This window comes from Gammaproteobacteria bacterium, assembly GCA_013816845.1.
In the GTDB taxonomy this organism is placed as follows: Bacteria; Pseudomonadota; Gammaproteobacteria; order DSM-16500; family DSM-16500; genus Aquicella.
The window spans coordinates 203,782-217,080 of the sequence record JACDDU010000003.1 but is presented as its reverse complement, the minus strand read 5'-3'; the positions used below and the strand labels follow the sequence as shown (position 1 = coordinate 217,080).

13 protein-coding genes are annotated in these 13,299 nt (G+C 41.0%); 5 read left to right on the top strand and 8 right to left on the bottom strand.

What is annotated here, in order from left to right:
- Positions 1 to 102 precede the first annotated feature (102 nt).
- The 3 genes from H0W64_06865 to H0W64_06855 all read left to right on the top strand — a co-directional run bounded on the left by H0W64_06865 (position 103) and on the right by H0W64_06855 (position 3,905).
- Positions 103 to 1,191, top strand: coding sequence for a saccharopine dehydrogenase NADP-binding domain-containing protein (locus tag H0W64_06865; GenBank protein ID MBA3661431.1), 1,089 nt, complete (start codon positions 103 to 105; stop codon positions 1,189 to 1,191).
- A 9-nt stretch (positions 1,192 to 1,200) separates the two neighbouring features.
- Positions 1,201 to 2,715 (top strand): aldehyde dehydrogenase family protein, encoded by a 1,515-nt coding sequence (locus tag H0W64_06860; protein ID MBA3661430.1) that lies wholly within the window; start codon positions 1,201 to 1,203, stop codon positions 2,713 to 2,715.
- A gap of 62 nt (positions 2,716 to 2,777) precedes the next feature.
- A complete protein-coding gene (locus tag H0W64_06855; GenBank protein MBA3661429.1) occupies positions 2,778 to 3,905 on the top strand; it encodes a hypothetical protein in 1,128 nt (375 codons plus the stop codon).
- Positions 3,906 to 4,013: 108 nt separating this feature from the next.
- Here H0W64_06855 and H0W64_06850 read toward each other — a convergent pair whose 3' ends face one another.
- From H0W64_06850 to H0W64_06835, 4 genes are read right to left on the bottom strand one after another with little or no spacing between them, the layout of a single operon-like run.
- On the bottom strand, positions 4,014 to 5,474 hold the full coding sequence (locus tag H0W64_06850) for an NAD-dependent succinate-semialdehyde dehydrogenase (protein ID MBA3661428.1): 1,461 nt from the start codon (positions 5,472 to 5,474) through the stop codon (positions 4,014 to 4,016).
- A gap of 11 nt (positions 5,475 to 5,485) precedes the next feature.
- Complete coding sequence (locus H0W64_06845; protein MBA3661427.1) at positions 5,486 to 6,943, bottom strand: hypothetical protein; 1,458 nt, start codon at positions 6,941 to 6,943, stop codon at positions 5,486 to 5,488.
- Positions 6,927 to 7,718: a lipopolysaccharide core heptose(I) kinase RfaP gene (rfaP, locus tag H0W64_06840; protein ID MBA3661426.1), complete on the bottom strand. Its 792-nt coding sequence runs from the start codon at positions 7,716 to 7,718 to the stop codon at positions 6,927 to 6,929. Before rfaP ends, H0W64_06845 begins: the two co-directional genes overlap by 17 nt.
- A gap of 3 nt (positions 7,719 to 7,721) precedes the next feature.
- A complete protein-coding gene (locus tag H0W64_06835; GenBank protein ID MBA3661425.1) occupies positions 7,722 to 8,843 on the bottom strand; it encodes a glycosyltransferase family 4 protein in 1,122 nt (373 codons plus the stop codon).
- Between the two features lie 55 nt (positions 8,844 to 8,898).
- Between H0W64_06835 and H0W64_06830 the strand changes: the two genes are divergently transcribed.
- Complete coding sequence (locus H0W64_06830; protein MBA3661424.1) at positions 8,899 to 9,285, top strand: hypothetical protein; 387 nt, start codon at positions 8,899 to 8,901, stop codon at positions 9,283 to 9,285.
- Between the two features lie 35 nt (positions 9,286 to 9,320).
- A complete protein-coding gene (locus H0W64_06825; protein ID MBA3661423.1) occupies positions 9,321 to 10,196 on the top strand; it encodes a DUF3298 domain-containing protein in 876 nt (291 codons plus the stop codon).
- Here the strand turns inward: H0W64_06825 and H0W64_06820 are convergent.
- The 4 genes from H0W64_06820 to H0W64_06805 form a co-directional block, all read right to left on the bottom strand.
- A complete protein-coding gene (locus tag H0W64_06820; GenBank protein ID MBA3661422.1) occupies positions 10,119 to 10,901 on the bottom strand; it encodes a 1-acyl-sn-glycerol-3-phosphate acyltransferase in 783 nt (260 codons plus the stop codon). The two genes, H0W64_06825 and H0W64_06820, sit on opposite strands and share 78 nt — an antisense overlap.
- The gene (gmhB, locus tag H0W64_06815) at positions 10,873 to 11,421 is read right to left on the bottom strand and encodes a D-glycero-beta-D-manno-heptose 1,7-bisphosphate 7-phosphatase (protein MBA3661421.1); all 549 of its coding nucleotides are present in this window, start codon (positions 11,419 to 11,421) and stop codon (positions 10,873 to 10,875) included. The genes H0W64_06820 and gmhB overlap by 29 nt, the downstream gene beginning before the upstream one ends.
- Before the next feature lie 82 nt (positions 11,422 to 11,503).
- Positions 11,504 to 12,088 carry a hypothetical protein gene (locus tag H0W64_06810; GenBank protein ID MBA3661420.1) on the bottom strand — a complete coding sequence of 195 codons (585 nt, stop codon included), beginning with the start codon at positions 12,086 to 12,088 and terminating at the stop codon, positions 11,504 to 11,506.
- Between the two features lie 154 nt (positions 12,089 to 12,242).
- Positions 12,243 to 13,298, bottom strand: coding sequence for a GMP reductase (locus tag H0W64_06805; GenBank protein ID MBA3661419.1), 1,056 nt, complete (start codon positions 13,296 to 13,298; stop codon positions 12,243 to 12,245).
- Position 13,299: the final 1 nt, after the last annotated feature.

The following is a 13,299-nucleotide window of genomic DNA, read 5'->3' as shown; positions in this document are numbered from 1 at the left end:
CGCGTAATAATTATTCACATCAAACCAGCATTAACAAAATCTTCCCTCCCATGCCCTTCATCATTATGATATCGACTTCTAAAAAAAAGGAGAGGGAGCGTCATGACGAGACAGATATTAGTAATCGGTGCAGGAAAAATTGGTACGCTGATTACCTTTTTATTAGCTAATTCAAATGAATATTTTGTTTATCTTGCCGATATTCAAGCTGACAATAAGCTCGTTAAACGATTAGATAACTTACAAAACTTTACCTACGTGCAACTTGATGCAAGTAATGCCGAAGTTATTTCACAATTTGTTAAAGAACACAAAATTGAAGGAATCATTTCTTCACTACCTTACTATTGCAATATTCCAATTGCCCGTGTTGCAGCAGAAAATAATATTCATTATTTTGATTTAACCGAAGATGTAGAAACGACAGAAACGGTTCTTAACATTGCAAAAAATGCATCCAGCACTTTTGTTCCACAATGTGGATTGGCACCTGGCTTTATTAGCATCATTGCAAACCATCTCATGCAAAATTTTCCGAAACTAGATACGGTAAAAATGCGCGTCGGTGCCTTACCCACTAATATTAGTAATGCATTGCAATACTCTTTAACCTGGTCAACCGATGGTTTGATTAATGAGTATGGAAATCCGTGTTATGCCGTTGAACACGGGGAAGAAGTGCTTCTCCAACCCCTTGAAGGCTTGGAAAAAATCAAAGTAGACGGTTTAACTTACGAAGCTTTCAATACTTCAGGAGGAATTGGCAGTTTAGCGCAAACTTATAATAAAAAAGTTAAACACTTAAGTTATAAAACGATTCGCTATCCAGGTCATTGCGCCAAAATAAAATTTCTCATGAATGATTTAAAATTGAATGATGATCGCGAAACGTTAAAACGTATTTTTGAACATGCCATTCCTAAAACTTATCAAGATGTTGTCTTGGTTTACGTTTCAGTGACCGGTATGCAAGATGATTTATTGATCGAGGAAAATTACGTCAAAAAGTTTTATCCCAAAGTTATTAATGGTCAACGGTGGTCAGCCATTCAATTGACCACAGCTTCAGGTATTTGTGCCGTTGCAGACATTGTCTTGAATAATCCGCAAAAATATCGCGGTTTTGTTAAACAAGAAGAATTTTCATTTGATGAATTAATTAATAATCGCTTTGGTGATTATTACGCATAGGAGAAAAGAATGGAGCTACTTAAATCACTTCAGTTGGGTGCTAAAAATAAAGGCGCAAGTACAGGAACAAATTGGTGGTCCGATGAAAACCGAGATGAAATTATTTCTTTTAATCCTGCGACAGGCGAGCCTATCGCCAGTGTATATCGAACCTCATTTGAAGATTATGAGCGCATTGTCAAAACGGCAAAGGAAGCCCAGTTAACATGGCGCACGATTCCAGCACCAAAGCGCGGCGAAGTGGTGCGAGCCCTCGGTGAAGAACTCCGCCGCTGCAAAGATTCTTTAGGCAGTCTCGTTTCTCTTGAAATGGGAAAATCTAAACAAGAAGGGGATGGTGAGGTGCAAGAAATGATTGATATGGCTGATTTAGCAGTCGGTCAATCACGCATGCTTTATGGTCATACCATGCATTCAGAACGACCTGATCATCGCATGTATGAACAATGGTTACCCCTGGGTGTGGTCGGTGTCATTAGTGCTTTTAATTTTCCCGTAGCAGTTTGGGCTTGGAACGCTTTTATTGCTGCCATTTGTGGTAACACTGTCATTTGGAAACCTTCTCCCAAGACTGCACTTTGCGCTGTTGCGGTGCAACATATTTGCAATCGAGTCTTAGCGCAATATGGTTATGAGGGCATTTTTTCTTTGCTTGTTTCCGATGACAATAAAATTGTCAAATTGATGGCGCAAGATATGCGCCTGCCCTTAATTTCATTTACGGGATCAACTGCAGTGGGACGTGATGTTAAAACCCAAGTTGCAGCACGCTTAGGTAAATCCTTGTTAGAATTGAGTGGAAACAATGCCATCATTGTTGATGAAACAGCTGATTTTAAATTAGCCGTTCCAGCCATTGTGTTTGGGGCGATAGGAACTGCAGGGCAACGATGCACCACAACGCGACGTTTATTTGTACATGATGCTATTTATGACAAGCTTGTTCCTATCTTGGTCGATGCTTATAAAAAAGTAACCATTGGCGATCCCCTCGATCAAAAAAATTTGTTAGGACCTTTGATTGATCAAGGTGCAGTTGATCATTACGTTAAAGCAATTCATGATGCAAAAACGGCAGGCGGCAAAATCTTATGTGGGGGAAATGTTTTAGATCGACCCGGCTATTTTGTCGAACCTGCCATCATTGAAGCTCACAATGATTGGGATATTGTCCAAAATGAAACCTTTGCTCCCGTTTTATATGTCATGCGTTATCACACCATTGAAGAAGCGATCGCGATGCAAAACCACTCTCGGTTTGGTTTATCTTCTGCACTCTTTACGCAGAATCTCCAACATGCTGAGTTATTCTTATCAAGTCGTGGCAGTGATTGCGGTATAGCCAATATTAACATTGGTACCTCGGGTGCTGAAATTGGTGGGGCATTTGGCGGAGAAAAAGACACAGGCGGTGGGCGAGAAGCAGGATCCGATGCTTGGAAGGCTTACATGCGTCGTCAAACAAACACCATCAATTGGAGTAATTTATTACCCCTCGCGCAAGGAATCAAATTTAATATTTGAATGCGTAATTCATAGAGCGCTAAGATGAGGTTTATCCTATCCCTAATGAATAGATAAACCTCATGAAAAAATTTATTATAATTGAGCGCAATCCGTTAGATGATTTAATTGAATTAATTTTAAATAAAGTACCAGACTACGATGCGAAATTTGCTGCACCCAAATTAAAAGAAAAAATAAATGCAGCTGATCAACAAAAGATCTTCAATTTTTTAGATTCCAATAAAATCCGAACTGTTCAGCAGCTTCAAACTTATCTTCAAGAAGGTGGTGAATTTTTTTCAACACCGCACAAAGATTTTATTCGTTCTTATCTTGAGCAATGGCTTATCGTCGGCAACAAACTTAAAGAGCGTGTAGCTTTACCTAATTCGCTTTGGGGTGAAATTGTGGGCAAGCCTTTCGGCTCAGGTGCACTGCTTGAACTTTTCCTACAATTTTTACCCGCTGATTCCTCAGTACTTGCAGCGCTGCAAAAAAAATTGCAACAAATGGTTCAATTTTCTAATTTTTCAAAACAAGCCTGTCATCTCACTAATTTATTAATTGCAACAAAACTAAAAGCCGATCATCTCGAATCGCACAAGCCTAAAATTTTATTCATCGCATCCGAATGGCAGCATTGGTATTTAATCAATATTTATACTGAAATATGTGAAACGTATCTGACGGGTTTGCGAGAAGCCGCGCGTCAACTTTTATTAAAACAAGATAAGCTTTTTTTTATTTATAATAACGATACCAACGTGATTGAAGCACTAGAACAATATAACGAATGCAATATCACACCGGCTCATCCCACGCTTGCAGCGATTGTGAAATATCATTCTTTTTTAACCGACTTACATCATACCCTCGTAGGAAATTCCCCCCGGGCTTATTTACCACGGGCTTGGGAACGGAATCAGTTAAGCGAAGCTGCGCATCGCTTAGAAACTTTCAAAGCAAAACTAGATCACGGCATGAATGTGCTACAGCTTAACTTAGATGCACCTTTGCCTTCCGCCCTTTTATATAACACTGTGTCGGGAATTAGTGATGCCATTATGATGAGCAAAGCGGACCAAGTGTGGCAATATACGACAGGATTTTTTCGAAGTAAGCCACCTGTACCCAGCACCCTGGGGAAAGAACCACATCCGCTGCTTGAAGATACACTGCCGGATGCATCGTCAAAAAAGATGAGTTAGGAAGGACTTTGCTTCCTACACCTTGCTTATAACTTTAAATTTTAGTTTACATAGCGTGCAAGTGGGTTGCCAGAAACACTTGCACATCATCTTGGGGATAGGTAACAATTAAACTTCTCCTTTGCCCATACACAAATATTTAATTTCCACATACGGATCAATACCGTATTTGGAACCCTCCCTTCCGATGCCGGATTGTTTTACACCACCAAAGGGCGCAACTTCAGTCGAAATGATGCCCGTATTAATGCCAACGATGCCACATTCTAAATATTCAGCGACCCGCCAAATACGATCAATATCTTGCGTGTAAAAATACGAAGCCAAACCATATTCCGTATCATTGGCTCGCAATAAGACTTCCTCTTCTGTATGAAAGCGAAACAAGGCTGCGACTGGACCGAAGGTTTCTTCTTTTGCTAATAACATGTCCGCATTTGCTTCTGTTATGACAGTGGGTTCAAAAAACAAGCCACCGAGCGCATGCGGTTTGCCCCCTGTGATCACATTGCCACCTTTCGCAATGGCGTCATTAACGTGCCGCTCAACTTTCTCTAGCGCTTTCTCGTTAATTAAAGGTCCCAGTTGAATGCCGGACTCCAAACCATTACCCATTTTTAATTGTCGTACGGCATGGACTAATTTTTTGGTAAATTCAGCGTATATCGTATCTTGAACAAAAATGCGGTTTGCACAGACACAAGTTTGTCCCGTATTACGAAATTTTGAAGCAATCGTTCCTGCTATGGCTTTATCCAAATCAGCATCGGCAAAAACAATAAAAGGTGCATTCCCGCCTAACTCTAAGGTTATTTTCTTAATCGTAGGGGCACATTGTTGCATCAATAAACGTCCCACCGCTGTTGAACCAGTAAACGAAACTTTACGCACCGTAGTGCTGCCCGTCATTTCAGCTCCAATGGACCGCGCATCGCCTGTAATCATGTTCAAAACACCCTTCGGGAATCCAGCTTCCATCGCAAGGGATGCGAGCGCCAACGCTGTAAAGGGTGTGCTGCTGTCCGGCTTAACCACAACGGGACACCCGACAGCAAGCGCAGGCGCAATTTTTCTGGTAATCATGGCAGCTGGGAAATTCCAGGGCGTAATCGCTGCAACGACACCAATGGGTTGCTTGATGACCACAAGATGTTGATCACGTTTATTGGAAGGAATAACATCCCCGTCGTTCCTACGTCCTTCTTCAGCAAACCATTTGATAAATCCATTGGCATAAATCATTTCATTAATGGATTCGCTTAGCGGCTTTCCCTGCTCAAGCGTCATGATGCGAGCTAAGTCTTCTTGATGATGATCAATTAAACGCGACCAAGCCCAGAGTAATTCGCAACGCTTAAGCGCTGGGAGTGCACGCCAACTTGACCAGGCAGTAGATGCTGCCTCAATGGCACGCTTGGTTTCTGTCACGCCACAATCCGGCACGTGACCCAGTATTTGTCCATCAAAAGGGTTGTGCACCGGAATTTTTTTTTGATTTTCAGCACCGACCCATTCACCATTAATCAAGCAAGCTTCTTTCAACAGACTCGCATGCCGAATACCGTGCATAAAACGCTCCCTTAATTTTCCAATTTCAATTTAAATTGTTCGTAGAGGGCTTGCTGATGATTAAAGTTATTTAAAAACCTTTTAATTTCATACCGCCAAGCAGTGCGCAAACTTGATAAAGATAAGTGCTCTTGTGTACCGTCTAAGTCAATCAGTACCGGAGCAAGATGTTCATCAATAATAATATTAGTTATTTTCAAATCGCCGTGCGTGATCGTTAATTTAGCTAAATTGCGTAGCAAATCAGCAAGCCGATCCACCATGGGACTCGTTATTGTTTCTTCATGACGCTCGAAATACTGAGCAGCCGTTTCACCTTGGATGTATTCAGAAATATAATAAGAGGTACCACGCAAACCTAAAAAACGCTTTTCAATGAATGCAATGGGCTTTGCGGTTTTGATGCCAAATAATTGTAATTTATGAGCCAAGCGCCAAGAGACCGCCGCTCGAGTTGCGCGTGTCATGCGCCGAATGCGATGCCATAAATTTTTTAAGTTATATCGTTTAACTACAAGTGCTTTGCCATTTAAATTAATTTTTATCACAGTCGCCGAACGACCCTGCTTTAAAACTTGACAGGTTGGATGATGAAAAAAAGCTTCAGGATTTTCTAAATAAAAATTAAATTCAGGGCTAATAAACGCTCGATCACTCATGCATAACATGGACCACGTATGTCGCTTAACAAAGTCATTACTCGTGCGAAAAATTTTTTCAGCAAAATGTTGCCAACGTTTTTCATGCCATTGCTTAATTAAACGGAAAAGCTCAATGGTATCTGCAGGTTTTAATAACCAACCTCGGGCTTTAGCATAACTTTCAAATAATTTTTTTTGTAACCCTTCGCAACCGACTCCCAATTGTGAAAGAAATAAAGCTAAGTGATTAATGCTGGTTTTTTTATTTATTTTTAAAGCATGATGCGTAATTTGAGCGCCATCCAAAGTATAAACAATTTTACGGCCAACCAGAAAATTTTTTAAATGCAAATCTTTTTGAATAATGCCTAAAACATGCTGTGTCGCAAGTTCGATGACCACTGCTTTTAATTGCGGCTTTGCCGTTTCTCCATGCTCATGGTCCATCCATAAAGCATGCAAACTACGCACATGCTGTAAGCATTGAAAAATTAAAATATGGATACGCTTATCGCACGTCGCGCCATAAAAAAGTAATGAAGGCGTTGGGATTTTATTTTGGACTAACAAACGATTACCGTTAAATTCCCTTTCCATGTGTTTTTTGCTATGTTTAGGGGAAATAAATATTTTTGCGACTACTTTTTTACCCCGCCATATACCGCTAACGACCACCCGCCGTTGTGGGACATGGCGCAAAACAGTTTTGGCGGTAAAGTCCTCATCAGCAGACAACGCTAAATTAAAGCGCTTCAACGTACCGTAGGCAGCTTGATACAAACTTTGCCAATCAAGTGTTTTGTAACTTTTTTCAAACGGTATGATCACGGTATAATTTATCTCCACGTTGTTGCACTTCTTCCCAAAAATCCTTTTCTTTGCGCAACACTGCACGCAAATTAGTGTGGCGGTAATGTTTTATAAAATAAAAAAAATCACGTAAAGTTAACTTTAAATCTTTACTGGAAAAATATAAACCCGCAAGATCTTTAATGATCCAGCGCCGTGTGCACTGTTGACGTAGACCCGCCCGGTGTAAATCAATTAAAAACAAAGGGGCAGTCTTTAAATCGTCATGTCGTTGCGGTAAAAGAAAATGGCATAAATAAAAATCACGATGATTCATACCATTGTTATGCATTTGCGCCGCAATTGAAGCAATGCGTTTAATTAATAATCGTTTAGCAGAAAACAAAGGCGCTCGCTCTTGCCAATGTTTGGCTAAATCTTCGAGGCTGATCGCATCAGGGATAGCTTTCATTAACACAAATGATTCTAAACGCGCTGGGTTAAAACCGCGCGACCCGTAACCTACTACAAGCGGTGCTGAAATTTGCAAGTCTTGTAATTTTTGTAACGCCAACCATTCATTTTTTGCAGAAAGGATAGGCAAACGTCCTTGCAAAATATTTTTGAAAATCTCTTTATAACCCACACCAAAATGTTGTTTGATAAAATAAGTATGTTGGCCTAACACTATACGCTTCGTACGACGCCCATCTTGATCACGAAAAAGCTCACCTTCGCAGGCCATGAGTTGATCGAACAAAGGCTTTGCTGAATTAAAATAAGGAGCAAGTTCTGACTTCAGATAAAAAATCACAAATTAACCTAAGCGTTCAATGAGATCAGCAGCTTTTTGCGGCATGCTATACAAATCATGCAATTCCGCATAGGCAAGCCCATTACGTCGCCAAATATCGTGTTGATTAGAGCTTAACATTTCAGTTAAGGCGCGATTAAGTTCTTTCTGGTTAAAAGGATTATTCAACACAACGCCTGCTTTGGCTTCATGAATGTATTGTCCATAGCCGCAGCTATTCAGCGTTAAGACGGGCAAACCAGAGACCATGGCTTCGAGTAAAACCGTGCCTGTATTTTCATGATAAGAGGGGTGAATTAATAAATCAGCGCTCAATAAAAATTGTGATACATCAGACCGTCCACCTAAAAAATGAATTAAGTGATCAACATAAAGTTGCTTGGCCAACTCCAAAAAAGGCCGCGGATTACCGGTACCAATAACAAATAATCGGCAACGGCTTTGAATCTTTAAAGGTAAGGCTGCAATCGCCTTCAAGGTTCGATCTAAACCTTTCGTTTTAAACCCGGAACCCACCATAAGAAGTAAATGGGTATGATCTGCAATATCATACATCGCGCGCACACTTTTGCGGACTTGATCAGGTGCTTTAAACTGATTAGGATCATATTGATTCTTTACAATACCTGGCGGTAAAAGAAAGAAACGTTCAGGTTCGGTTTGATAATAACGTATGAATTCTTCTTGCTGTTGATGCGCAATTAACATTATTTTTGTTTTAGCACCGCGTTTAAAAACGCTGTTTTCTAATTGTTGCCACCGGCGATAGCGGGGAAGCAAACGATAAAGAAACGAACGTGAATGCGTGATGCGGGATTGATAACAAATGTCTGCAGCGTAATACCAATCTAAGTCAGGTATTTTATTAAAACCGATTGTTAAATCGTATTGATTGACAGAGAAATGTTTTTTTAATTGCTTAACAAAATGTGCGCCTTGTTGATGATTTTGCAAACCCCGTGGCGCCATTTCGTTAATGGTATAATTGGGACGTTTGCCTTCCCATTTCATTGTGAAAACATGAATGTCGTGTCCGCGATCAGCACATTCTTGCGTGATGCGAAGAAAATCACGTTGCAAACCACCGAAGGGAAAATATTTAAAAAGACAGAAGGCTAATTTCATAATCGACTTTTCTATGAGACACTGTATTACCTATTATCAAATAAAAGGGAAGCCAATGTACCGCTTATTAGGTTTAGGATGTATTATTTTACTCTCAAGCTGTGCAACTACAACGAATAATTCTAATAGTACGCCTGCACGAATGGATGGGACGCCCATTCAAGCCATGACGGCTCGCTATGGTCAACCTTTAACCGTCATCAATCATCGTAATGGTCATTCAATTTATACTTATAGAACAGTTACTTACAAAACGAATGTGGGCCGCAATCCACCCGTTGCTGTGGCAAACACCGGCAATAAACCGGTCATTGTCACCCGCAATCCCATTGAAGGTCCGGCTAACCAAGGTAACCTTGCTTTAACTTGCACGTTAACTTTTGAAACCGATGCCCGTGGTATCGTGATCGCGAAACAAGCTACTGGCAATGGTTGTCGTTAACCATCACGATATCTTTTGGCATAGGGTCTTATTCAATGGTCGTAAGAATTTTTATCTTGCTTATGGCGTTGGCATCCCCAGCTTCTTATGCACTTGATGCTAATAATGCCAGTAAAGAAGGTCCCAAAACTTATCACCTTTATGATGATGTTTATTTAGTTTCAGCCATTAAATTTTTTTATGATAAAAAACAAATTGTAATTAAAGCTGTTTACCCCCAGTTGCAAAGTGAATTCAATCATCAAACGCTGGATCATTTTAACGAGGCAATAAAACAGCTTGTGGAAGAAGGTAAAATTTATTTTAAAAATAAAGTAGATAATACCTATGCACTTCCGCGCAAACATAATAAAAATAATTTATACATTGATTATGCAAGCTCTATGGTTGCTAACAACAAAGCACATTTACTCAGTATTCGGTTGAGCTTTCAGGGCCATATCGCAGGCCGGGGACGGCCTTATCACTACCATCGCGTTTTAAATTATGATTTAGATAATGATGTCGTGTTAAATCTTGCTGATTTATTTAATCCACAAGCTGAATATCTCGATGTTTTCTCCCAATACACAGCCACTAAATTAATGCAGCGTTTAAACAATTACGCAATGGTGCGCACCGGAACGCAGCCTTCGGAAAAAAATTTTATGAATTGGAACATCAAACCTGACGGTATCATGTTTACATTTGAAGATGATCAAGTCGCACCCAATGTGTATGGCGCGCAAATGGTTGTTGTACCTTTCTCTATTCTACGGGACATGATTTCTCCGGATTCGGCCATTGGATCCTGCGCACAAGGTAAGAATAAAAAACGATGTTTACGTAAACAATTAATGACCGGGGGATTCATCGACGAAGCCATCAATTCGTCGCACAGTCGTTTCAATCCAGGCTTTAGTCTCAGCTAAAACTTCTTCGGGAGTTCGTCCTTTGGTTTCGATAGGCGGACCCACTACAATGCGCACCGTCCCCGGTGTTTTAATAAATTGGCGACGCGGCCAGAAACGCCCAGCATTATGCGCAACGGGAAGAATAGGATGTGACGTAGCCACGGCAAGACGTGCACCGCCCAAACGATAATGTCCTACTTCGCCATAAGGAACGCGGGTGCCTTCTGGAAACACTAAAATCCATCGACCCTGGGCTAATCGGATTTTCCCTTCGGCAATAATCTGATTCATTGCTGTCGCTTTATTGCGGCGATCAATTGCAATGGGATCAGAGGCCGCGAGTCCCCACCCAAAAAAGGGAACCCATAGGAGTTCACGTTTTAAGATAATGGCCGGTTCATTAAAAAGAATCGGTAGAAAGAAAGTCTCCCAAGTGGATTGGTGTTTACTCATGATGATGCCTGTCCGATCCGAAAAAATATTTTCTTGACCTTCAACGACATGGTCGATTAAACATACTTTTTTGAGCATCCAGAGATACGCTTGTAGCCACCACCTGAGCAATAAACAACGCACCCGCACAGGTGCTGGCATCGAAAGGAGGCAGACAAAACTATATAAAAAAATGCTAGTCAATGAATAAATTGAAAAAAGGAACGAACGAATGAAAAGATTAAAGGTAGAATAGCCTGTTTTAGCTGGCATTTTTACTTGATATGACATGAGAGGCGACACTCGCTAAATCTTCAAAATAAGGAATGCTAGCATATTCTGGGTGTTTAGTGAGCGTTGTTTTACCATTACCGGTTAAAACAAGAAGCGGTTTACACCCTGCAGTTAAAGCAGCTTTGATATCAGTTATCGTATCTCCTACGAAATACGTTTCCTCTAACTTTAAATGATGTTTATTTCGAATTTCGAAAAGCATCCCTGGATTAGGTTTACGGCAATAGCACTTAAGGTCAGGATGGTGAGGACAAAAGAAAATTTCTTCAATTTTGCCGCCTAAGGGTGATAACGCGTCATGCAATTTAGCATGAATTAAAGCAAGCGTATCAAGCGTATACAATCCCCGTGAAATGCCGGATTGATTGGTAGCAACGTAAATTTTAAATCCTGCGCGATTGAGTTCTGCTATGGCATTTAAACTTCCTGGAATCGGATGCCACTCATCAGGTGATTTAATATAATGATCTGAATCATAATTAATGACACCGTCTCGATCAAGAATAATAGCAGTCATTTTCTACCTGAATGTGTGCATGGGCCGTCGCTATCTTAACAGCCATTTAAGATACATAAGATAGCGCAAGTACGGCACGAAATTAATCAAATTTATAAATAATACCTAGGGTGTAAGCATCAGAACGGGGTGCATCCACTTGGCCAGTTGGTCCGGTAATAGATGGATAAGCCGTAAAGTCGTATTCACCTCGTACATCAACATTTTGCGTTAGACTTGTTTGCATACCGAGACCCGCTTGTCCCCCGGTCACATTTTTTTGTAATGTCGTGAATCTGGAATTCACCACGCCCAGTCGAGCATAAGCCATCGTATGATCACTTAAATAAACACCGGGTAATATACTTGCACCAAAACCATAGCTGGTTTTTAGGCTACCGCTTTCAGAAATGGTGGCCGTCCCAATCGTCGCCGCTAACTCACCAGCAAGGTAAAAATTTTGGTAAAGCATGCCGCCATACCCAAGAAAGGCACTAAAGGGTACGCCACGAAAATTTGAAGGTGATCGAACGGGGTAGCCGCCCGAAGTTGTTAAACTGGTAAAAGCATCAGGCGAAGTATTTGTCACGATACCTAAGCTCGCTCCCACATAAGGTGCGGGGTTAGCATGCACCAAACTTAACGCACTGACAAAAACAAAACTTGTCATAAGGAATTTTTTTAACATATTTCTACACTCCTTTTTTCTTGGTCTACGAAGCCGGCCATCATAGCTGAGGAATTTTAGCGTTGCAAAACAATCCAAAATTGGATGGCATATGTATATCTGGTGATCAACATCATGAGACGCTATCCTTGCAACAAAGGCGCGTCCCAAGCATCTACTTACCTTTATCAACATCGTATGGAACAAAAACTTCATTAAGTTGCTGTGTCACACGAATGAAGGTGGTGCGCTTCGATAATTCTTTGAGCCGATGAGCACCCACATAGGTACAAGTGGATCGAATGCCCCCAAGAATATCTAAAACGGTATTTTCCACCGCACCTCGATATGGCACATTCACCGAACGACCTTCGCTCGCACGATAATTCGGCACATTGCCATGATGACGTTCCATGGCTTCGGAAGAACTCATCCCATAAAAGCGTTTGAATTGCTTACCGTGTTCTTCAATCACTTCGCCTAATCCTTCATCGTGACCTGCAAGCATGCCGCCTAACATCACAAAATCTGCACCCGCTGCAAAAGCTTTTGCAACATCACCAGGTGTTGCACAACCACCATCAGCACAGACTTGCCCCCCTAAACCATGCGCTGCATCTGCACATTCAATAATGGCGGAAAGCTGCGGATAACCGACGCCCGTTTTTTCTCGCGTCGTACACACCGAACCTGGACCAATACCAATTTTCACAATATCAGCCCCGGATAAAATTAATTCTTCAACCATTTCTCCGGTGACAACATTCCCTGCCATAATGACGATATCAGGATACTTTTCACGCAAATGCTCTAAACATGCAACAAAGCGTTCGGTATATCCATTTGCCACATCTAAACAAATGAACTTAATATCGACTGCGTTAATAATCGTTTCAAGTTTGGTAAATTCACTTTCTGAAATGCCCAGAGAAACAAAGCTAAACGCTAAATTTTCAGGTGAATTTTTTGCAAACGCTTCCCAATCAGCAAGCGTGCTGAATTTATCGAGTGCAGTTAATAATTTATGCTTGGAAAGGGCATCCGCCATCGCAAACGTACCGGTATGATCCATGTTTGCTGCTATAATGGGCACGCCTTGCCAGATGGTTTTAGTATGCTTAAAACGAAATTCTCGATCGAGTGAAACTTCGGCTCTTGTTTTTAATACACTACGCTTCGGACGAATTAACACGTCACGAAAGTCTAGTTTTACGTCGTACTCAATCCGCATG

Coding starts and splice junctions, on each gene's coding strand:
- H0W64_06810 (MBA3661420.1), bottom strand. CDS start 12,088: ATGTTAAAAAAATTCCTTATGACAAGTTTTGTTTTTGTCAGTGCGTTA.
- H0W64_06860 (MBA3661430.1), top strand. CDS start 1,201: ATGGAGCTACTTAAATCACTTCAGTTGGGTGCTAAAAATAAAGGCGCA.
- H0W64_06820 (MBA3661422.1), bottom strand. CDS start 10,901: ATGTCATATCAAGTAAAAATGCCAGCTAAAACAGGCTATTCTACCTTT.
- H0W64_06830 (MBA3661424.1), top strand. CDS start 8,899: ATGTACCGCTTATTAGGTTTAGGATGTATTATTTTACTCTCAAGCTGT.
- H0W64_06865 (MBA3661431.1), top strand. CDS start 103: ATGACGAGACAGATATTAGTAATCGGTGCAGGAAAAATTGGTACGCTG.
- H0W64_06850 (MBA3661428.1), bottom strand. CDS start 5,474: ATGCACGGTATTCGGCATGCGAGTCTGTTGAAAGAAGCTTGCTTGATT.
- H0W64_06825 (MBA3661423.1), top strand. CDS start 9,321: ATGGTCGTAAGAATTTTTATCTTGCTTATGGCGTTGGCATCCCCAGCT.
- H0W64_06835 (MBA3661425.1), bottom strand. CDS start 8,843: ATGAAATTAGCCTTCTGTCTTTTTAAATATTTTCCCTTCGGTGGTTTG.
- gmhB (MBA3661421.1), bottom strand. CDS start 11,421: ATGACTGCTATTATTCTTGATCGAGACGGTGTCATTAATTATGATTCA.
- H0W64_06855 (MBA3661429.1), top strand. CDS start 2,778: ATGAAAAAATTTATTATAATTGAGCGCAATCCGTTAGATGATTTAATT.
- H0W64_06805 (MBA3661419.1), bottom strand. CDS start 13,298: ATGCGGATTGAGTACGACGTAAAACTAGACTTTCGTGACGTGTTAATT.